The 20,496-nt window shown below is 63.0% G+C and carries 19 protein-coding genes and 1 tRNA gene; 9 read left to right on the top strand and 11 right to left on the bottom strand.

Annotated elements, in window-relative coordinates; genetic code table 11:
- Positions 1 to 47 precede the first annotated feature (47 nt).
- Complete coding sequence (locus tag FJ974_RS19640; protein ID WP_140538931.1) at positions 48 to 830, top strand: hypothetical protein; 783 nt, start codon at positions 48 to 50, stop codon at positions 828 to 830.
- Between the two features lie 25 nt (positions 831 to 855).
- Positions 856 to 1,620 (top strand): hypothetical protein, encoded by a 765-nt coding sequence (locus tag FJ974_RS19635; protein ID WP_140538932.1) that lies wholly within the window; start codon positions 856 to 858, stop codon positions 1,618 to 1,620.
- 170 nt (positions 1,621 to 1,790) lie between these two features.
- On the opposite strand, the gene FJ974_RS19630 is transcribed toward FJ974_RS19635, so the two are convergent.
- The 5 genes from FJ974_RS19630 to FJ974_RS19610 all read right to left on the bottom strand — a co-directional run bounded on the left by FJ974_RS19630 (position 1,791) and on the right by FJ974_RS19610 (position 7,955).
- Positions 1,791 to 3,431, bottom strand: a complete 1,641-nt coding sequence (locus FJ974_RS19630; RefSeq protein ID WP_140538933.1) for an ABC transporter substrate-binding protein — start codon at positions 3,429 to 3,431, stop codon at positions 1,791 to 1,793.
- Positions 3,432 to 3,681: 250 nt separating this feature from the next.
- The gene (locus FJ974_RS19625; protein WP_181177334.1) at positions 3,682 to 4,725 is read right to left on the bottom strand and encodes an alpha/beta hydrolase; all 1,044 of its coding nucleotides are present in this window, start codon (positions 4,723 to 4,725) and stop codon (positions 3,682 to 3,684) included.
- A gap of 6 nt (positions 4,726 to 4,731) precedes the next feature.
- A complete protein-coding gene (locus FJ974_RS19620) occupies positions 4,732 to 5,409 on the bottom strand; it encodes an isochorismatase family protein (RefSeq protein ID WP_140538934.1) in 678 nt (225 codons plus the stop codon).
- 21 nt (positions 5,410 to 5,430) lie between these two features.
- Positions 5,431 to 6,735, bottom strand: a complete 1,305-nt coding sequence (locus tag FJ974_RS19615) for a M24 family metallopeptidase (RefSeq protein WP_140538935.1) — start codon at positions 6,733 to 6,735, stop codon at positions 5,431 to 5,433.
- Positions 6,736 to 7,058: 323 nt separating this feature from the next.
- On the bottom strand, positions 7,059 to 7,955 hold the full coding sequence (locus tag FJ974_RS19610; RefSeq protein ID WP_226891638.1) for a GlxA family transcriptional regulator: 897 nt from the start codon (positions 7,953 to 7,955) through the stop codon (positions 7,059 to 7,061).
- A 172-nt stretch (positions 7,956 to 8,127) separates the two neighbouring features.
- Between FJ974_RS19610 and FJ974_RS19605 the strand changes: the two genes are divergently transcribed.
- From FJ974_RS19605 to FJ974_RS19595, 3 genes are all read left to right on the top strand, one after another.
- Positions 8,128 to 8,625 carry a GAF domain-containing protein gene (locus FJ974_RS19605; RefSeq protein WP_140538936.1) on the top strand — a complete coding sequence of 166 codons (498 nt, stop codon included), beginning with the start codon at positions 8,128 to 8,130 and terminating at the stop codon, positions 8,623 to 8,625.
- A 127-nt stretch (positions 8,626 to 8,752) separates the two neighbouring features.
- Positions 8,753 to 9,088: a hypothetical protein gene (locus FJ974_RS19600; RefSeq protein WP_140538937.1), complete on the top strand. Its 336-nt coding sequence runs from the start codon at positions 8,753 to 8,755 to the stop codon at positions 9,086 to 9,088.
- 141 nt (positions 9,089 to 9,229) lie between these two features.
- Positions 9,230 to 10,663: an aldehyde dehydrogenase family protein gene (locus FJ974_RS19595; RefSeq protein WP_140538938.1), complete on the top strand. Its 1,434-nt coding sequence runs from the start codon at positions 9,230 to 9,232 to the stop codon at positions 10,661 to 10,663.
- Positions 10,664 to 11,092: 429 nt separating this feature from the next.
- Here the strand turns inward: FJ974_RS19595 and FJ974_RS19590 are convergent, their stop codons facing one another.
- From FJ974_RS19590 to FJ974_RS19580, 3 genes are all read right to left on the bottom strand, one after another.
- The gene (locus tag FJ974_RS19590; protein ID WP_140538939.1) at positions 11,093 to 11,299 is read right to left on the bottom strand and encodes a hypothetical protein; all 207 of its coding nucleotides are present in this window, start codon (positions 11,297 to 11,299) and stop codon (positions 11,093 to 11,095) included.
- A 186-nt stretch (positions 11,300 to 11,485) separates the two neighbouring features.
- Positions 11,486 to 11,719, bottom strand: a complete 234-nt coding sequence (locus FJ974_RS19585) for a hypothetical protein (protein ID WP_140538940.1) — start codon at positions 11,717 to 11,719, stop codon at positions 11,486 to 11,488.
- A gap of 171 nt (positions 11,720 to 11,890) precedes the next feature.
- Positions 11,891 to 12,406 (bottom strand): hypothetical protein, encoded by a 516-nt coding sequence (locus FJ974_RS19580; RefSeq protein ID WP_226891302.1) that lies wholly within the window; start codon positions 12,404 to 12,406, stop codon positions 11,891 to 11,893.
- Positions 12,407 to 12,644: 238 nt separating this feature from the next.
- Between FJ974_RS19580 and FJ974_RS19575 the strand changes: the two genes are divergently transcribed.
- Both FJ974_RS19575 and FJ974_RS19570 read left to right on the top strand, forming a co-directional pair.
- Positions 12,645 to 13,529, top strand: coding sequence for a hypothetical protein (locus tag FJ974_RS19575; RefSeq protein ID WP_226891301.1), 885 nt, complete (start codon positions 12,645 to 12,647; stop codon positions 13,527 to 13,529).
- Entirely contained in the window at positions 13,498 to 14,880 is a 1,383-nt protein-coding gene (locus tag FJ974_RS19570; protein ID WP_140539328.1) for an IS1380 family transposase, read from the top strand. The genes FJ974_RS19575 and FJ974_RS19570 overlap by 32 nt, the downstream gene beginning before the upstream one ends.
- A 499-nt stretch (positions 14,881 to 15,379) precedes the next feature.
- Here FJ974_RS19570 and FJ974_RS19565 read toward each other — a convergent pair.
- Positions 15,380 to 15,453, bottom strand: a tRNA-Gln gene (locus tag FJ974_RS19565).
- A gap of 149 nt (positions 15,454 to 15,602) precedes the next feature.
- Positions 15,603 to 16,535, bottom strand: a complete 933-nt coding sequence (locus FJ974_RS19560; protein ID WP_140538511.1) for a lysylphosphatidylglycerol synthase transmembrane domain-containing protein — start codon at positions 16,533 to 16,535, stop codon at positions 15,603 to 15,605.
- Positions 16,536 to 16,804: 269 nt separating this feature from the next.
- Here FJ974_RS19560 and FJ974_RS19555 point away from each other — a divergent pair, with 269 nt between their 5' ends.
- Together FJ974_RS19555 and FJ974_RS19550 are read left to right on the top strand one after the other, a co-directional pair.
- Positions 16,805 to 18,139 carry a Ppx/GppA phosphatase family protein gene (locus FJ974_RS19555; protein WP_140538510.1) on the top strand — a complete coding sequence of 445 codons (1,335 nt, stop codon included), beginning with the start codon at positions 16,805 to 16,807 and terminating at the stop codon, positions 18,137 to 18,139.
- Positions 18,139 to 18,834, top strand: a complete 696-nt coding sequence (locus tag FJ974_RS19550) for an RlmE family RNA methyltransferase (RefSeq protein WP_140538509.1) — start codon at positions 18,139 to 18,141, stop codon at positions 18,832 to 18,834. Before FJ974_RS19555 ends, FJ974_RS19550 begins: the two co-directional genes overlap by 1 nt.
- A 164-nt stretch (positions 18,835 to 18,998) precedes the next feature.
- Here the strand turns inward: FJ974_RS19550 and FJ974_RS19545 are convergent, their stop codons facing one another.
- Positions 18,999 to 20,420 (bottom strand): MFS transporter, encoded by a 1,422-nt coding sequence (locus tag FJ974_RS19545; RefSeq protein ID WP_140538508.1) that lies wholly within the window; start codon positions 20,418 to 20,420, stop codon positions 18,999 to 19,001.
- Positions 20,421 to 20,496: the final 76 nt, after the last annotated feature.

Here is a 20,496-nt window from a genome sequence, read left to right as displayed (position 1 = left end):
TTTCATGATCGCCTGGTAGGGTATGGCGATTAATCGGGGGAAATATCATGACGACTGCGACACTAGGACAACCCGGCCGATTCGAGATCGGCAGGGTATTCAACGGTACTTTTTCCGTCATCGGCCGCAATATAGGCCTGTGCATCGGCCTCGCTCTCCTGTTTTCAGGCCTGCCGGCATTGCTCATCAGGATGTGGCAGCAGCCGCAGATCGACGCCATGCTGCACGGCGACCCGGGCGCCATGGCAGATCCCAACGCGGTGTTTCGCAACTTCTACATCAGCATTATCGCCGGCTTGGTTGCGTTTGTTTTCGCGCTGTTGCTGCAGGCCGCGCTGATGCGGGCGACGATCGAGGATCTGAACGGCAAGCAGCCGTCCTTCGGCGACTGCATACAGATAGCCATTCGCTTCCTGCTGCCGACGCTCGCAATTGGCCTGCTCGTCGGCATTGGCGCGGGCATCGGCCTGATGCTGCTGATCGTGCCCGGCATCATCCTGTGGCTGGGCTGGTCGATGGCGGTGCCGGTGCTGATCCAGGAGCGGCTCGGCGTCTTCGGCTCGATGTCGCGCAGCCGCGCCCTGACCAAGGGCAGCCGCTGGTCGCTGTTCGGGCTGTTCCTCATCATCGTCATCATAGCGATGATCATCCAGTGGGGAATGCTGCTGGTGCTCGTCCTCTTCGGCGGGATCATCGCCGAGGTGGGAGCCGCGCTGGTGCAAACCGTGGTGTCCATGGTGCTGTCGGTCGCCACGGCGGTGAGCTACGTCGAGCTGCGCCAGGCCAAGGAAGGCGCAAGCATCGATCAACTGGCGGAGATATTCTCTTAAAGAATAAGACGGCAGGAAACGCTTCATGGCGTCGGTGGCACTTCAACGACCTGACAAATTCCGTATCGGCCGAGTGCTTGGCGACAGCTTTACTGTCATCGGCCGAAATCCTGTCCTGTGTCTCGGCCTCGGGCTGGTTGTTTACGCCTTGCCCAACTTTGCCTTTTCGCTGTGGTTCTGGGAGTCCGTCACCCTCGTAGAACACGGCTCACCAGAACCCTCGGTGCAGAGAATCATGCTCTCGGCAATTGGCGTGGTCGGTTACGTCCTGCTTTTGTCGTTCCTGCAGTCCGCGCTGATGCGGGCTGCGATCGAGGATCTGAATGGCAAACGGCCGCTGATCAGAGATTGTATCGGTACCGCTCTCGCATTCCTGCTGCCGGCAATAGGCATTTCGTTTCTGCTTGCCCTTGGCGTCCTCTTTGGCTTTGTGCTGCTTGTCGTTCCCGGGTTGCTGTTGTTGGCGCGCTGGTTTGTCGCGATACCGGTTCTCATCCAGGAAAGGCGAGGGGTGCTGGGCAGCCTGGCGCGCAGCCGCGACCTTACGGCCGGAAGCCGCTGGCCCGTTGTGGCGGTTTGGCTTGTGGTGTTCCTGGCAACGCTTGCGATCAACCTCTCGCTAAAACGACTGCTGTTCGCCTTTGGCTCACCGTCAGGTTTCTTCGTGTCGACTATCTTGGCCGCAGCCGAGTTTGTCGTGGGGTCGGTGGTTCCAGCGGTCAGCTATGTCGAACTGCGACGGGTCAAGGAGGGGACCAGCGTCGAGGAACTGGCCGAGATTTTCTCGTAGACTTGAATGGGAACAGCAATGGTTTGTCTGCAACGCTCGCCGGGTGCAGAGCCGCTGGCACATATCTGACCGAGGAAACGCAATCTGTGCCGAAAAGCAGGCACATGGCATGCAGCATTCGGCCGGCGCGGCTCAGATGAACTACGCCGGCCGACTACATCCTGGGAGGATCAGGACTCCAGCCACACCTTCTCGAAGTGCTGCTCGAGCGCCTGGTGCTGCGCGCAGCCCTGCACGCCCTTGCGGTAGGTGCGGTAGACGGAGCGCCAGTAGGGCTGGACGATGACGCCGGAGTCGCGCAGATTCTGCTCGATCTTGGCCATGATCTCCTTGCGCTGGGCGGCATCGGGCGTTGCCAGCGCCTTGTCGAGAAGTTCGTCGAATTCCTTGTTCGAATAGGCGCTTTCGTTCCAGGCCGCGCCCGACTTGTAGGCGAGCGCCAGCACCTGGACGCCGAGCGGCCGGCCAAGCCATTCGGTGCAGGAATAGGGGAATTTGCTCCAGTCGTTCCAGAAGGTCGCGGCCGGCAGCACGGTGCGCTTGATCTTCAGCCCCGCCTCGCGAATTTGCGCGGCGATGGCGTCGGCGGTGCTCTTTTGCCATTCGATATCGACCGAGATGAGCTCGTATTCGTGGTCGGCCTTGCCGGCCTCGGCAAGCAGCTTTTTCGCCGCCTCGATATCGCGCTTGGCCGGGCCGATATCGGCGAATTCGGGATGCATCGGGCCGACATGGTGGTTGTCGGCGGGCTTGCCCCGGCCGTCGAGGCCGAGCTTCAGCACCGCCGCATTGTCGACGGCGAGCTGCGCGGCGCGGCGCACCTTGATATCGTCATAGGGCGAATTGCCGACATTGAAGCGGGCAACGATGGTCGAGCCGGTGGCGATCTCGGAATTCTGCAAGCCCATCTTGTCGGTCTGCGAGACGGCATCCGAAGCGGTCTCGTGGTCGGTGTCGATTTCGCCTGATTCGAAGGCCGACAGCATGGCGTTTGGATCGGAGCCGTAGTCAACCCATTTGATGCCGTCGAGGTAGAATTCACCCTTCCACCACGGCTTGTCCTTGCGCTTCACCTCGGCGCCCGTCTCGGCATCCCAGCTCACCAGCTCGCAGGGGCCGGTGGTGATAGCCAAGGCCTTCATCGGGTTGCCGTCGCCTTCGTAGGAGCGGTGCATGATCAGCGCCGGATAGTCGGCCATGCCGGCGATCAGCGAGATGTCGGGCTTGGGCAGGTTGAGCTTGACGGTATAGTCGTCGACCTTCTGGATGCCGCCGTCGACCGGCTTCTTGGTATCGGCATTGACCAGCGCGCCCATGCGCGCGGCGACCGAATTGCCGGCAACGCCGGCATCGCACCAGCGGTTGAGGTTGTGGATGACATCGTCGGCGTTGAAGGTGTCGCCGTTCGACCAGGTGATGCCCTTGCGCACATGCAGCGTGATTGTCCTGGCGTCGTCGCTGGTGTCCCAGCTTTCGAGCAGCCACGGCTCGAAGGTGAAGTCGGTGTTCCAGCGCACCAGATATTCGTTGCAGTGGCGCGCGACGTTGGACATTTCGACGCCGTCGAAAGTGCGCGGGTCCTTGAAACCCTTGACGTTCATGGCGACGCGCAACACGCCGCCGCGCTTCGGTTCCCCGGCGCTGGCAGGCGAGGGTATCAGCCCGCCCAGCGCCAGCGCGCCGGCTGCGCTGACGCCGAAGCCGGCCATGATGGCCAGATATTCGCGCCGGCTGATAGCGCCCGTCTTGAAATCCGCGGCGGTCGGCTTTGCCTGCGGGTGCAGTTTTCTGTCGGTCAGCATGAATTTCATCGTTGTTCCCTCTTTTGTTGGGGCGTCCCGGTGGCCGCCAAACGCGGGGGGCCGCCACTGCCTTTGGGGAATGATAGGGCCGCTTTACGCCGCGAAATGTCTTGTTTTCCGCAGTTCTTGTGCGCTGTTCCGCAGCACGTTGACACAGCCAATCTCCCCCTTGTGGGGGAGATGTCCGGCAGGACAGAGAGGGGCGCTGTCCCGCCGGCGTCTCAATCGATTGGGACTGCCTTCGCAACTGATTTGGATGTTAGGAAGCCGAAAGGTCGCGATCCTTCGCGCCCCCCTCTGGCCTGCCGGCCATCTCCCCCACGAGGGGAGAGATCAGCGCTCCCTCGCTGGCGCCCAGCATTGCGATGTCGCTGATAATCCGCCTAAACGCCTCCGCCGCGCGCGGCACCGTGGTCCGGGCGCGGAGGAAGCTGTGCACCAGGCGCGGCTCCTCGCGCCACACAGCCCGCCCGCCGGCGGCGACGATGCGGTCGCGATAAGCCTCGCCGTCGGAGGACAGTGGATCACATTCGGCGGTGACGATGACGGTCGGCGGCAGGCCGGAGAAATCGCTGTCCTTGAGCGGCGAGAACGTCGCGTCGTCCGCTGTCCACCCCGGACCGGACCGGATGCGGTGGTAGAAGTCGATATCGGCAAGCGTCAGCAGCGGCGCTTCGGCATGCTCGATGTAGGAGCGGTCCGTCTGATCGCCGCCGAGGCCGGGATAGATCAGCATCTGACCGACGGCGCGGCGCGGATGCCGGCGTGTCGCCTGCGCCACCGCCGCGGCAATGTTGCCGCCGGCGCTTTCGCCGCAAAGCACGATCGGCAATGCGCTGGTCGCCGTCGTCCATTCGAACACGGCCAGCGCGTCGTCGAAGGAAGCCGGATGCGGATGTTCCGGCGCCAGGCGGTAATCGGCGGAGACCACCTCGAAGCCGGTGTCGGCGCAGATCTCGGCGCAGATCTCGTCATGGCTGTCGAGGCCGCCGAGCACGAAGCCGCCGCCGTGGTAGTAGACGACGACCGCCGCTGCCGATTTGTCCGCCATGCGATAGCGTCTGACCGGGATGGCGTGTGCCGGCGTGACGGCGAGGCAGTCGTTGGCGATCACACCCGGCGGACGCTCCTGGTGGAACGCCGCGCACATTTTGTCATAGACCGCGCGCTGCTCGGCGATCGGCGCAGCTAGGATCTCAGGCGGGTACCAGGCATTGACCCGGTCGATGTAATCCCAGAGGTCCGCATCGAGCCGGTCGGCGTATTTACCGCGCCTGGCCGGATCGGGCGGATCGCCGGCCATCGCGCGTCAGAGCTCGGCGTAGAGTTGCGCCGCGTTCTCGAAGGTGAAGCGCAGCGGCACCGAGCCTTCGACCTGCCACACGTTCACCGTGTCGCCGGCCATCAGCCGGCAGGCGTCGAGCGTGTTGGTGACGGCGCCGCCATAGAGCCGGTTCGCCAGGTTGAGGATGCCGGTCTGGTGCATGGCAATGCTGCCGCTGCCGCAGGCATCTTTTACCAGGAGCACGCGAAAACCGCGTGCCACCGCGTCCTTCACCGTGGCGTCGATGCACGCTTCGGTCCAGACGCCGGCAATGATCAGCCATTCGATGCCCGACGCCTTGATTTTTTTGGCGAAGTCGTTTGTGCCGAATGCGCTTGCTTCCTGCTTGACCAGCATGGCTTCGCCGTCCTGCGGCGCAACCTCATGGCAGATCGCCGTCAGCGGATCGTCCTTGTCGGAGAAGGCCGACTTGCCGCCGGCGTCGACCGGATGGAACGGCCGCGCTTCGGCGAGGTCGACGATATAGGCAAAATGGTAGAGCGGCACGAAATTGCGCCGCGCCGCCGCCTGCAGGCGCCGGACATTGGCGAGAATGTCGGCAAAGCCTTCGACCAGATAGCGCTCGTCCTTGCGATGCTCCTCCTGGAGATCGACGAACACCGCGGCCACCGTGCCGCGCCGGATGGAGATGGGACTTTTCATGCAAATGCGCCTATGCCCGCCTCAAGCCTGCCCGTCAAGGAACTCGTCCTCGTAAGGAAAGCGCGACAGGAGCTCCGTTCCCGTCTCGGTGATCAGGATCTCGTCCTCCAGCTTGACGCCCTCGCGCCCGCCTTTCTCGCCGATATAACTTTCGACGCTGACCACCATGCCCGGCACGATGATGCCGTCGCGGCCATAGGTCTCGTAATCCATGGCATGCGCGATGAACGGCGTTTCGCCATGCATGCCGACGCCGTGCATGACCGAGGTGTAGCGCTGGTCGACGAAGCGGTCCGGGATCTTCCACGCCCTCTCGGCGATCTCGCGGAAGGCCATGCCGGGCTTCACGATCGAGATGTTGTGCTGAACCTGGTCGTGCGCCATGCGGTAGAGCGACTTCTGGTAGGCGGTCGGCTTGCCCGGCCCGCAGCGGAAAGTGCGCGAGAAGTCGGAGTAATAGCCGTAGCAGCCGATCGTGTCGGTATCGAGCGCCAGCAATTCGCCCGGTCTGATCTTGCGCCCGCTCGCTTCGTTGAACCACGGATTGGTGCGCTGGCCCGAGGTGAGCAGGCGCGTCTCGATGAACTCGCCGCCCTGGCGGATCACCTCGCCATACATGATGGCGAACAGCTCGTTTTCGGAAACGCCTGGCTTGATCGCCTCGCGCACCGCCGCCACCGCGGCTTCAGCGCCGGCCATCGACACCTGCAGGCATTTAACTTCCTCCGGCGTCTTCACCGCGCGCACGGCGAGAATTTCGCCCTGGCAATCGCGCACCTCGCAGCCGCGCTTTTCCAAAGCCAGCGCCTGCAAATGGCTGCAGCGGTCGAGCCCGAGCTTCATCGAGCCGCCGCCGTGCTTTTTGAGCAGTTCGGCGATCTCGTCGGCGAATGGCCCGGCGGTCTCGTCGTCGCGGCCCGAGACCGACGACCAGACCAGCTTGGACGGCCGCGCCTCGTCGATCGTATCGAGCACCATCGAGACATGGTAACTCTGCGGATACTCGAACAGCACGATCGGCCCTTCGGTGGGGATGAAGAAGTAGCGGGTCGAGTTGCGCAGGAAATAGCCGAACATGTTGCGGGAGCCGGTGGCGTAGCGCTGGTTGTAAGGGTCGAACAGCACCACGCCGCCATACCCCGCCTCGCGCATCCAGCCGCGCAATTTGGCCAGCCGCCCCTTGCGCAGGGCATCGGCGTCGATGAAGGACGGCTCGGTGTCGGAGAGCCACATGCCGCCGGCCGGATCGGCCGCTGCCGGATGGCGCATGCGATCCTTGAAGTCGACGTCTTCGGTGCTGTCCGGGTCGAATACGACGATGCTCATGGGTGCCTCCTGTTCTTGGCGAACATAGCCGGGCCGGGTTTTGAGCTTGTGCGGCATTCCGCAGATGTTGTGCTGAGCGCCGCATCAACGACTTCGTCATTCTAGGGCAGAGCAAGGAGCGAAGCGACGCGCGCAGACCCTAGAATCCATACCGTGACGTAGGCCGTAGAATGAAAACGGTGCAGAAAATCCTCTTATACTGTGCTCCCAATTCTGCACCGCTGTGCCGCTCGAAGGTCACGGAATGGATCCTCGGGTCTGCGCGTCCGCTTCGCTCCCGCTCCGCCCGTGGATGACGAAAGAGGGGACTGCGCCACTCCGCCTTAATGCCGTCGCGTCGCCTTCGGCGCGTGCCCATGCTCCTCGCGAAAAGCCCGCGCGAAACTCGACATCGAGGCAAAGCCGCAGGCCAGTGCCACGTCGCGGACCATCAGGGTCGAATGCGCCAGCAAATCGGCGGCGCGTTTCAGCCTGAGTCGCCGATAGTAGCCGTTGGGCGAGATGTCGAGCTCGGCGCGGAAATTGCGCTCGAGCTTGTCGGGCGACACGCCAAGCCTTGTCGCCAGTTCCGCCATGCCGAGCCGCTCCTCCACCGCGTCCTCCATGATGGCGATGGCCGACAGCACCAGTTCGTTCTGCACCCCGGTGCGCAGGCGCAGCGGCATCAGCTTGCGGTCGACGCTTGACCGCAGCGGGCTGTGCACGAACCATTCCGCGACACCAGCGGCGATCTCGGCGCCGTAATCGCGGGCGATGATCTCCAGCATCATGTCGAGACTGCCGACGCCGCCGGCCGAGGTGAAGCGCTTGCGGTCGATGACGAAGAGATCGCGCCGCAGTTCGATATCGGGGAACGCCTCGGTGAAGGCCGCCTGGCTGGTCCAGTGCAAGGTGCAGGCGTGACCGTCGAGCAGGCCGGCGCGCGCCAGGAAAAAGGCAGCGTCGGCCACCGCGCCGATATGGGCGCCGTTGCGCAGGCTTTTGCGGATCCAGCTCATCGCCTCGTCGGCCACGACATGGTCGGCATCGCCGCCGGAGCAGACGACGATGCGGTCGACCTTCGGTGCATCGGAGGCCGAGAAGCCGGGCTGGATGACGACGCCGTTCGAGGCCTCGACCGTGCCCTCGTCGGCACCGACGATCACCCAGCGGTAGCAGTCGCGCCTGGCCAGCACATTGGCGGCGCGCAAAGGCTCGATGACGGAAGAAAACGCCATCATCGGAAAGCCCGGAAAGACCAGCACGGCGAAGGTGAGGGGAGTCTCGCTCGGCACGGGCTCCGGCCTGTTGCGCTTTCGATCGGTGGCGTTCACGACAGGCTTTCCCGGCGGCGTCATTGGTGGCAGAAGCTTAGCGGGCGTTTCGGCGCACTGGCAACGGAGACACGACACGATGTTTGCGGCAACCGCCATCGACACGAGCGACAAGCCAGCCTTCTACAAGGAGCTTGCCGTGCAATTGAAGGCGCTGCTGGAGGGCGAGCGCGACTCGATCGCCAATGCCGCGAACACCGCTGCTCTGATCTATCAGATGGTGCCGGACCTCAACTGGGCCGGCTTCTATTTCCTGGCGTCGGACGAGGAACTGGTGCTCGGACCGTTCCAGGGCAAGCCGGCCTGCGTGCGCATTGCCGTCGGCAAGGGTGTCTGCGGCACCGCCGTCGATCTCGGCATGTCGATGCTGGTCAAGGATGTGCACGACTTCCCTGGCCACATCGCCTGCGATGCCGACTCGCGCTCGGAGCTGGTCGTACTGCTGCGCGACGAGGAAGGCGTCTTCGGCGTGCTCGACCTCGACAGCCCGACGCCCGGCCGTTTCGACAAGGAAGACCAGGCCGGCATCGAAAAGCTGGCGTCCATCTATGTCTTGTCGAGTTCCTTTGAGGATTAGGCGAGCTTCAGCGCTGGTTTGCCACGAGAAATCTTGCTTGCTGACGAGAAAAGCTTTTCAAGCAAACTGTTGTCACTCGTAAGCATGGCCATTCAACGTATCGGGCGTATGCACGGAGGCAGGCATAATGCAGGATGCCGTCAGAAATCTTTGCAAGGTTGCTCCGAAATTGACTGACAATCTCGCTTTCGAGCAAATTACGGTCGCGCAAATGTGCATCGAATCCGTCATTCTTCCTTTGTCCGTGGAGGATGTCAGCGCGCTGATATCGTTGCTGCCCGCCGAAGGTGATACCGCCTACGGGCTCAATTGGACCATTCTGCATGCGGTCGAGAAGGCTCCCGGATGGCCAATGTGGGACATGCTTCGGGATGAAGGGAACGATTGGGTGCGCCTTCTGCGCCGAAGGCTTGTCAACGCGGGTTTGGAAGACCCAAAAGATCATCGTTCGAGGCCTCACTGATGGCGTTGCCGGGGCTATGGTTAATCCGGCTCAATCGCCCGCGCCTGCGTTTGACATCGCACTTGCCGCGTCGTTATCTCTGACGCGAAACGACACCCCATCACAATTTTTGAGCCGTCGCGACCCGCCGGGAGAGAAGCCATGTCACACAATCTGCAATTCTATATCGATGGCGCCTGGGTCAATCCGGTGGTGCCGAACAATTTCGACGTTATCGACCCCTCGAACGAGGACGCTTTCGCGCAGATTTCGCTCGGCACCAAACCCGATGTCGACAGGGCCGTGGCCGCCGCCAGGCGCGCCTTCAGCACGTTTGGCTTCACGTCGGTCGAGGAGCGGCTCTATATCCTCAACCGCGTCGTAGAGGTCTACAAGAAGCGCAGCAAGGATCTGGCGCTTGCCGTCTCGCGCGAGATGGGCGCGCCGCGCCAGATGGCGCTGGACAGCCAGGTCGGCGTCGGCCAGGCGCATCTGGAAAAGATGGCGGAGGTGCTGAAGTCCTTTCAGTTCCGCCATGTCAAAGGCTCGTCCCTTATCGTCAAGGAGCCGATCGGCGTCGTCGGCATGATCACGCCGTGGAACTGGCCGCTCAACCAGATCACCTGCAAGGTCGGCCCGGCGCTCGCCGCCGGCTGCACCATGGTGCTGAAGCCGTCCGAAATCGCGCCGCTCGACGCCATCATCTTCGCCGAGATCATCGAGGAGGCCGGCGTGCCGAAGGGCGTGTTCAACCTCGTCAACGGCGACGGCCCGACCGTCGGCCAGGCGCTGGCCAGCCACCCGGATGTCGACATGATGTCGTTTACGGGTTCGACCCGCGCGGGCATCCAGGTCGCCAAGGCGGCCGCCGATACGGTCAAGCGCGTGCATCAGGAACTCGGCGGCAAGTCGGCCAACATCCTGTTCCCCGATGTCGACCTCGCCAAGGCCGTCGCCAAGGGGGTGGCCGGCTGCTTCGGCAACAGCGGCCAGTCCTGCAACGCGCCGACCCGCATGTTCGTGCCGCGCGACCGTCATGACGAGGCTGCCGGTTATGCCAAAACGGCGGCGGAAAAATTCACCGTCGGCCCGGCCGACGCGCCCGGATCGAAGCTCGGCCCGGTGGTCAGCCAGGCCCAGTTCGACAAGATTCAAGCTTTGATCCAGAGCGGCATCGACGAGGGCGCCACGCTGGTGGCCGGCGGCCCCGGCCGCCCGGCCGAGCTCAACCGCGGCTACTTCGTCCGCCCGACGGTCTTCGGCAACGTCACGCACGACATGCGGATTGCGAAGGAAGAGATCTTCGGGCCGGTGCTGTCGATCATGCCCTATGACACCGTCGAGCAGGCGGTCGAGCAGGCCAACGACACCGTCTTCGGCCTTGCCTCCTACATCCAGGCCAGGGACATCGAGAAGGCGCGCCAGGTTGCGGCCCGCATGCGCTCCGGCAGTGTCTACATCAACTACCCGGCCTGGGACGCCGGCCTGCCCTTCGGCGGCTACAAACAGTCAGGCAACGGCCGCGAATATGCCGAATACGGGCTGGAGGATTTCCTCGAGATCAAGGGCATCGCGGGGTACGAGGCGGCGGAGTAGGCTTGGCATTTTTGTGGCGACCGGCGCTGGTTCGAAGGGGCGCGGGATCTCGACCGTGCCCTGTCGCCGCTAATGACCAAATAGATCGGTGTCGGAAGGAGGAATTGGAACGCCTGTACCAATCCTGACGAGCTGTCGCATTTCGGGACGAAAGTGCTGGCACCGGTCTTGCAGGACCCTTTCATCTTCAGAGAAGATGGAATGGTTTTATCCGACGACCTCCTCGACAAGGACCTGGCGTTTCAATGCCCGCGATGCCTCGCACCGATGGTCAGAAAAGGCTCCTGGGTCAAAAGCATCACGACGTTCACGTGTGAACGGTGCCATGCGCGGGTGCGGCTTGCCTATAGTGATAAGCTGGCAATTTTTGAGCGGCACAGGCATTCGGCCGCTGAAGGCCCCGATGACAGGCAGATCGACGCTAATTAATTAGGAGCGGCCCCAGCGCCTGGCCGCTGAAGATCCGGACAGTGTGACAAGCTCCGGTGACTGCAGCTCAAGCCCCATTTTTGCGGCCTGGAAGAGTGTCATCATGGCCAGGACCGGCTCACCCTCGGCAGGATTGATCATCAAGACCACCCGACCTATGTCCTCGCTCAAGGCGCAAGACCAGTCCTTAACTGCCATCATCTGCATGATGTGCCCTCCGGTTTACGCCCCCCACCAAGCGAACCCGGTTCGCCGGCAAAATACAGAATTGTTCGGATAGCCGCATCCTCTAATCGATGGATAGAACCTCAAGCATGTCGCCGGAGTGTGCAGCGGGGATCGGCCCGGCCAAAGGCTGGCGAACGGTCGCTCTATGGATCGTCCCCGCCCGCTTTACCGCTGGCTCGTCTCAATGATCCCGACCATTGCGCGGGTGAATTCGACCATGCTGTTTGCCGTGATGGCTGCATTGTCGGGACTCTGGCCGATATGCTCGGCCGCTCCGCAACATGACCGGCGGATCCTGTCGTAGTGCGGGTCTCTTTCATCATCCGGCAGCGCCGCTAAGTTCAACGCGCGACGGTGGATCATGCGCAATAGCTGCGCCAGGGCTGTTTCAGCACTCATGCGTTTTGCTCCGCATCGGCCGGACGTCGCGGCGTAGCGCCGGGTCGTCGATCGGGAGTTGGTCCCGATGCGCAGAGGCTGGGTCATACTTATTAATATATCGTTGAACGCTAATGTACTGCTCGCAGCGATCGGGGGCGGACAGGCGTCGCGAGCAGCGCTGCTGGAGCTTCAGGAACCTGTCCGGCGGGCGAAATGCTCATAGGTCATTTGCCAGGGATCGCTCTCGGCCGATCTCTCGTCGCCGATCCAGTGGAAGCTGTCGGCAGTGATCTCGGTGAACCGCCAGCGAGCTTGCAGGTCGCGCGAGTCATCGCCGATCTGGACGATGTCCTTGCCCTCGGCCCGCCCGATCTGGCGCGAATAATCCTGGTTGAGCGGATCGCTCCAGATGATGTGCCAGCCGCCGATCCCGGGATCGAAGACGCGCAAGGTCGTGCCGTACATGATGGACGGAGCAGGGCGCCTGGGCCTGATCCAGATATCCTGTATCGCGCGGCCTTCGAGCACCCAGCCGAAATGGCATTCTCCGGTCCATCTCTCGATTGTGCCGTCATCGAGGTGGCGGACCGTATCCATGTCCCAGCTGCCGATCAGCCACGCGTAGAGGTTCATGTCCTTCGCTCGCTCGGCAGGGGGAGCTTCGGAAGCGAGGGCGGTGAGAAACGAGGACATTACCATCGTCATGATTTCTCCAAGGCGAGCAGGGACAAGGCGCTGGAACATGCCGCCCACAAGCATTGCAGCATTCCAGGTTCTGGGTCTTGGGAAAAATTGCTATAGTTCCGCTAAGCGATCGGCTCTTTATTGTCAGTACACGTCATCGCCGGTCCCATCCTAACCACGATTTCCTAACCCCAACGGTGCGACCGTGGGCAAGCCTCCCAAAGGCCCAATCGACCGAAGGCGAGAGTCCGGATTCTCCATGACGTTTGGCCAGAAGGAGGACGGAACTGCCGTACTTGGTATGATCGCAACCTCGGAAGCGGCCTTCGTGGTTACGCAGAAGGCTATTTACAGGGTCGAGCTCGCCGACCAGATCGATCCTAACCGCACGAACATCAACATTCCCAATACTCAACAGCTGTTCTCCGCCGCCGGTGCTGATTCCGATATCGTGGCGCGGACGCTTCTAACCACCAGCGAGCTTTTTACAAAATCGCATTTCCCCGATATCAAAATCAGGGATCGGATCGTTTCTATCTCGGCTGAGGTCATGACCGAGCTTCTCGCGGCTGAAGAGATTTTATCTCAACTGGAAGCGGCGGAGAAAGGGCAGATCGAAGAGATCGCGGCGTCGAAAGACCTCACAAGGCTGCCGGCCATTCCGAATATCAAAACCCGATCGAACACTTTCATTCAAAAATCGGAGCACGCACTTCAGGCGATATATCGCCTCCCAGCTGTCTTCTACGAATCTGAAATGAAGGCAGCGGGAAGGTGGCCCGATAGCCTCACAGAAGCTCTAACAGCAAAATTTGGTGAGAATGACGTTATGGCCAGCTTCGCCCGGCAACTGGCGGAATTTGCTCATCAGGTTCGCAACACACGTCATTGCGTCGAACACCATAAGCCTGACCAGCGAATTGTAGCCCGTGACTTCCATTTCAATTTAGATGGCGCAATCGCAAGGCCCACGATCCAGGTCATCCACCCGAAGACACCCATCGATGAGACCGATCTAGCCCGAATATCTCACCAAAAGAAGTGCATCGGCCCCGAGAATCTGAGAAACTGCTTTTGCAACAAAGAGTTATCAGATTCAGGAACGGGGTCCGATGCAGACACACTGTACTTCCGAGCAGCTTGAATTTGAAGGCTTCGACGGCCACAAAGTTGTGGCTGGTTTCGACGGCGGAGCCATTACCTCAGACGCGGGCGCCTTGCTTCTGCGTCACGTTGATCGGGCCATCGGGCTGTTCGACCGGGTGGCCTCGTGCTTCGTCGATTACCGCGATCCGGATCTCACGGTTCACAGCGTCCGCACGTTGGTCGGGCAACGCATCGCAGCGATCGCGCTGGGATACGAGGACATCGACGACCACGACACGCTTCGCCACGACCCGGTGCTCGCACTTGTGTCGGAACGCTTGACGCCGAAGCGAGACGATTGTGCGGTGCTTGCTGGCAAGTCGACGCTCAACCGGCTGGAGCATGGCCGGGTCGGGGAGCCGACGCGCTATCACAAGATCAGCTACGACAGGCTAGCGTTGGAGGCCTTGTTCGTGGACCTGTTCCTAAAAGCCCACGACAAGCCGCCGGCCGAGATCGTGCTCGATCTCGACGCCACCGATGATCCGCTGCACGGCCGGCAGGAAGGCAGGTTCTTTCACGGCTACTACAACTGCTACTGCTACCTGCCGCTCTACATCTTCTGCGGCCGGCACCTTTTGGCGGCAAAGCTCAGGCGTTCCAACATCGATGCCAGCAAAGGAGCGGTCGAGGAGGTTGAGCGGATCGTGACCCAGATCCGCAAAACCTGGCCCAGGGTCCACATCATCCTGCGCGCTGATTCCGGCTTTGCGCGCGAGGAACTGATGGCCTGGTGCGAGATCAATCGCGTCGACTACGTCTTCGGCCTCGCCCGCAATGAACGGCTGGAAACCAAGATCGCCCCGACCTTGAAGGAAGCCTGCCTGGCATCTCGGGCAAGCGGGCAGGCCGCCCGGGTCTTCCGCGACTTCAGGTGGTCGACAAAAGACAGCTGGTCGCGCCGCAGGCGGGTCGTGGCCAAGGCCGAATGGACGACGCAGGGCGCCAATCCGCGCTTCATCGTGACGTCACTCAAGCCGGGGCGCTGGGCGGCACGGGTGCTTTACGAGGAGCTCTACTGCGCCCGCGGCGACATGGAGAACCGGATCAAGGAGTGCCAGCTCGACCTCTACGCTGATCGCACCAGTGCCAACACCATGCGCGCCAATCAGCTGCGGCTGTGGTTCGCCTCGTTTGCGTATGTCCTGATCTGCGCCTTGCGTCGCCTCGGTCTTGCCCATACCCGGCTCGCCAACGCCAGTTGCGGCACGATCAGATTGAAACTGCTGAAGATCGGCGCGCAGGTGCGCGTCTCGGTTCGTCGCATCAAGGTGGCGATGGCCTCAGCGTGTCCCTATGCCGAGGAGTTCGCCCTGGCTCACGCCCGAATACGTGCCGCGGCTCTGTAATGCCGCCGGACCTGAACCCTTCTCACAAACAATAGAGGACACATTGCTGAAGACCTGACCGTCGCCACACCGCGGCGCTGATCGCCGCCGTCCTCGAACTCCACAGCCATGCCAATGGCCGCGCCGCCTCAAAGCGCAGCCCGGCGATAGATTCGGTGAGAGAAGCGGGCTAGCGGCCTTCATGTCGGCATGGATTGCCAGTTTAACTGATATCGCGGAGGCGATGCTTTTCCACCTTGCTGGAAAGCACCATGCCCCCTTCGGGAAAATTCCGATTGGTATCGGCGTGATCCCGGAGGATCAGAGGAGATCCATGCCCAAAGTACGGCTTGGATATCTGATAAATATGGGAGGCAACTGGCACCGGCTTGGTTAGCGGACCCTAGAACTGCTCATGGCGTGCGAAGTATCGCGGCACGAAATCGCTGGAATTGAAAAAACCAGCGAAAATCTAAGGCATTAAGAAAATCTAAGGCACCAAAAATGTTGCGGAAATCATTGGCTGGGGAACCTGGATTCGAACCAGGACTAACGGAGTCAGAGTCCGTGGGTCTACCGTTAACCTATTCCCCAGCAGGCGCGGTCGGTAAGGGCCGTGCGAAGCGGGCGGCTATGCGCCGCGAGCGCTGCCTTGTAGCCGCCGCCCGAAAATAGTCAAGCCCGCGCTGCGTTTCAATCGCAGCCTTTCGCCACAGATCTTTTGGCGGGATGAGGGCAGACCCTCAGCCTTCGCCGCGGCTGTATTGCGAGTGCTCGAAGAACAGCACCACGCAGAGCCCGAGCAAAAGCGGGATGATCAGGTAGAACAGGCGGAACACCAGAAGGGCGGCGAGCACGCCCACCGGATCCATATCCGAAAGGCCGGTGAGGAAGACGACCTCGAACACGCCGAGCGCGCCCGGCGCGTGGGACAGCAACCCCACTGAAAACGACACCATGAACACGCCGAGCACGACGAAATAGCCGGGATTGCCGGCCGCGGGCAGCGCGAAGAAGATGATCGCCGCGGCGCCCAGCAGCTCGACCGGGCCGATCAGCAATTGCCGCGCCACGATCGGCAGCGCCGGATAGTGCAGCTGGAAGCCGGCGATCTTGAGCGGCTTCAGATGCAGCCAGCTGCCGAAGACGTAAGCCGCGACCAGGATCAGCAGGGCAAGGCCGGCCGCGATCGCCAGCCCATGGTGCGGCGCGCCCGAAAAGCGGCCGATGATCTGCGGTTCGAACACCAGCACGAGGCCGCCTAGGAAGACACAGGACAGGATAAAGGTGAACCAGCAGATCGCCACCAGCACGCCGACCTCCTGGCCGCTGAGCCCCCTGGTGCCGTAGGCGCGGTAGCGGATCACCGCGCCGGAGAACACCGAGCCGCCGATGTTATGCGACAGCGCATAGGTGGTGAAGGAGCAGAGCGTGACGAACAGCCACGACACGCGCCTGCCGATATGGAGCAGCGCGATGTGGTCGTAGCCGGCGAGCGAGGCGTAGGCGACGACCGAGCTCAGCGCCGCCAGGATCCAGCGATGCGGCGGGATGGCGACGACACCTTCCCATACGTCGTCGACCGAGATGCCGCGCAGTTCGTGCCAGAGCAAAAGCAGCGAGAAGACGACCGCTGCGATGCCGATGACTGGCCAGAAAAAACGCCTCCATTTCATGGCGAGTTCGTCATGCGGTTATGCCCATCGGTTTGGTGTTGCCCTGCCAGTCGAACCCTCGTTTCAGACATGCCTGCCCGTTTCAGACATGCCTGATTGAAGCCGGCTATTCAACTGCGGTGGCGTCGCAGCCAAGGCGCCGGCAAAATTCCGGCCATGCGCTCTTGGTGATCGCGCATGGCGCTGCTAGTCTGGCCGCAACTTGAAACAAAATCGAGGTGCCTGCTGCGTCCTTTTCACGGGTTCGCGCGGCGCCGGAAGGAAATGAAGTGGAAGACCACGATCCCGGCGCCGGCGCGCCGGCAGTGGGCATGTCCGGGGCCTCGCGGTCCGAGCCGGCGGGCCGGGTCACAGGGCGTTTCGACCGCCATGCGGCCGCCAGACATGCCAATCCAAGACATGCCGACCCAAGGCATGCCGACCCAAGCCATCAGGGCGAGCATCAGAAAGGCAAGTCGCGCAAGCGCCGCAAGCGCCGGCGCGGCCGCAAGGTTTTCGCGCGCGACGAAAATGGGCTCGCTCAGCCACCGGCACCTGCCATAACGCCGGCCAGTCGCCCGCCGGAGCCCGTGCCGGCTCCGCCACAGCCAAGGCCGGCGCCGCGCGCGCCGCTGCAGGAATTGCCGGTGTTCGCCGCGCTCGACCTCGGCACCAACAATTGCCGGCTGCTGGTCGCCGTGCCCGCCCGGCACGGCCAGTTCCGCGTCATCGATGCTTTTTCGCGCATCGTCAGGCTGGGCGAGGGGCTGACCACCAGCGGCCGGCTCGGCCAAGCCGCCATGGACCGCGCCGTCGAGGCGCTGAAGATCTGTGGCGACAAGCTGCGCAACCGCAAGATCAGGAAGGCGAGGCTGATCGCCACCGAAGCCTGCCGTACCGCGACGAACGGCGTCGAATTCCTCGAACGCGTCGAGCGCGAGGCCGGCCTCAAGCTGGAGATCATCGACCGCCAGACCGAGGCGCGGCTGGCGGTCTCCGGCTGCGGCTCGCTGGTCGAGCGCGACACGCGCGGCGTGGTCTTGTTCGATATCGGCGGCGGCTCGTCGGAGATCGCGCTGATCGACCTCACCGGCCACCGCTCGTCGCGGCTTGCCAACCACATCGTCTCGTGGACGTCGCTGCCGGTCGGCGTGGTCTCGCTCGCCGAGCGTTTCGGCGGCCGCACGGTGACGCGCGCGACCTTTGCCGCCATGGTCGAGGACGTGGCGGCGCGGCTGCGGGCCTTCGACGGCCGCGACCGGCTCGCCCATGTGCTCGCCAGCCCCAATTTCCACCTGCTCGGCACCTCCGGCACGGTGACGACGCTGGCCGGCGTCCATCTCGATCTCGAGCGCTACGACCGCCGGCGGGTCGACGGGCTGTGGATGGACCGCGACAGCGTCGACCGCATGGTCGAGAAGCTGATCGGCTGGGATTTCCAGCAGCGCGTCGCCAATCCGTGCATCGGCGCCGACCGCGCCGATCTCGTGCTTGCCGGCTGCGCAATCCTGGAGGCGATCCGCGGCGTGTGGCCGTCCGAGCGGCTGCGCGTTGCCGACCGCGGCCTGCGCGAGGGCATATTGAGCGAGCTGATGGCCGATGACGGCGTCTGGCGTGGCCGCTAATGACGAAGAAGCCGGAAAAGCCGGGCTCGGCCAGCATCCGCGTCCTGAAGACGCGGATCAAGAAAAAGAGCGGGCTGAAGGAATCCTCGCGGCGCTGGCTGCAGCGCCACATGAATGACCCCTATGTGCAGCGCTCCAAGGCCGAGGGCTACCGCTCCCGCGCCGCCTACAAGCTGATCGAGATCGACGACAAGCATCATTTGTTGAAGCCCGGCATGAAGGTGATCGACCTCGGCGCCGCGCCAGGTGGCTGGTGCCAGGTGGCGGCCGCGCGCACGAAATCCACGGCGGAGCACCCGCATGTCGTCGGCATCGACTATCTGGAGATGGACGCCGTGCCCGGCGCGCCGGTGCTGCTGATGGATTTCCTCGACCCGGAGGCGCCGCAAAAGCTTGCCGAGGCGCTCGGCGGCCAGCCGGATGTCGTGCTGTCCGACATGGCCGCGCCCACCACCGGCCACCGCCGCACCGACCATCTGCGCACCATGCATCTGTGCGAAGTGGCCGCCGATTTCGCGTTGTCCGTGCTGAAGCCCGGCGGGCACTTTCTCGCCAAGACGTTTCAGGGCGGCGCCGAGAATGAACTGCTGACACGGCTCAAGCAGAATTTTCGCTCGGTCCATCACGTGAAGCCGCCGGCTTCGAGGGATGAATCAGTGGAACTTTATCTTTTGGCGAAGGATTTCAAGGGCTAGCGCTCTTCCTTCTCCCCCTGCGGGAGAAGGTGGCCTCGCGAAGCGAGGTCGGATGAGGGGTGTTCCAGGGAACGCCCAACGTCTCACTCCGTCACGCACCCCTCATCCGTCTCGGCGCAAGAGCGCCGATCCACCTTCTCCCGCAAGGAGAGAAGGGAAGGGCACTACTTCCCCGCCATGCTCACCGTCTCCAGCGTCTTCGGCTGCGTCAGCCGGCCATGGCCCGACACCGCGTTGCCGGCATCCGGCGCCAGCCGCATGAAGGTCAGCGATGCCGCCGCCGACACCGCCGCGACGATGAAGAAGGCGATGTGGAAATCGGCGAGCCTCAGCGGTCCGCCATGGATCGACGTCGATACTTCCAGGATGCCGCCGGCCAGCGCCACGCCGAGCGCGATAGACAGCTGCTGGAAGACGGCCGTGATCGGCGTTGCCTTGCTGGTGTCGGCCGGCGTGATCTCGGCATAGGAGAGCGCGTTGACGCCGGTGAAGAACATCGAGCGGATGAAGCCGCCGACGAGCAGTATCGCCAGCATCAGCGCATAGGGCGTCTCGGGCGTGAAGAAGCCGTAGATGGCGATCGAGGCGGCCGCGACCAGCGAGCCGACAATCAGCACCCGGCGGAAGCCGGCGACGCGGAAGATCCGCGCCGTGACGAATTTCATGCCGATGGCGCCGATCGCCGAGACGAAGGTGATCATGCCGGACTGGAAGGGCGTCAGCCCGAAGCCGATCTGGAACATCAACGGCAACAGGAACGGCACCGCGCCGATGCCGATGCGAAACAGCGAGCCGCCGAGCACGGAGGCGCGGAACACCTGGTTTTGGAACAGATCCAGCGCCAGCAGCGGGTTTTCGGCGCGGCGCGCATGCAGCAGATAGAGCGCGCCCGAGATCAGCCCGACCGCCACGGTGATGAAGCCGGCCATCGGCGGCAAGGCCGGCAGGCTGACCACGGAAAGGCCGAAGACGATGCCCGACGCGGCAAGCCCGCTCAGCACGAAGCCCGGGAAATCGAGCGGCGGTGTCTCGACAGCGTCCGTCCGCGGCAGGAAGCGGGTGGCGAGCCAGATGCCGATGAGGCCGATCGGCACGTTGATCAGGAAGATCCAGTGCCAGGTGAAATACGTGGTGATGAAACCGCCGATCGGTGGGCCCACCAGCGGCCCGACGAGCGCCGGCACCGTCAGCCATGACATCGCCGCGACTAGCTCGCTCTTCGGCGTGGCGCGCACCAGCACCAGGCGCCCGACCGGCGTCATCATGGCGCCGCCCATGCCTTGCAGGAAGCGCGACACCACGAAGGCCGGCAGCGAATTCGAAAAGGCACAGGCGAGGGAGCCGGCCATGAAGACGGCGATCGCGGCGCGAAACACATTCTTGGCGCCGAACCGGTCGGCCATCCAGCCGCTGATCGGAATGAAGATCGCCAGCGACACCAGATAGGATGTCAGCGCCAGCTTCAGCGCGATCGGGCTGGTGTGGATATCGATGGCGATCGCCGGCAGCGAGGTCGCGATCACGGTCGAATCCATGTTCTCCATGAAAAGTGCGACCGCCAGGATGAGCGGGATGATGCGGTTCAAGGGAACGCCCTGATATGTTTTTCGCGAATCTCGAGGCCAAGCTTGGGGGCGAGCCGGCATGACGGGCCGTTATCAC

Source organism: Mesorhizobium sp. B1-1-8, from assembly GCF_006442795.2.
GTDB lineage: Bacteria > Pseudomonadota > Alphaproteobacteria > Rhizobiales > Rhizobiaceae > Mesorhizobium.
This window is presented reverse-complemented; position numbering and strand designations above follow the sequence as displayed.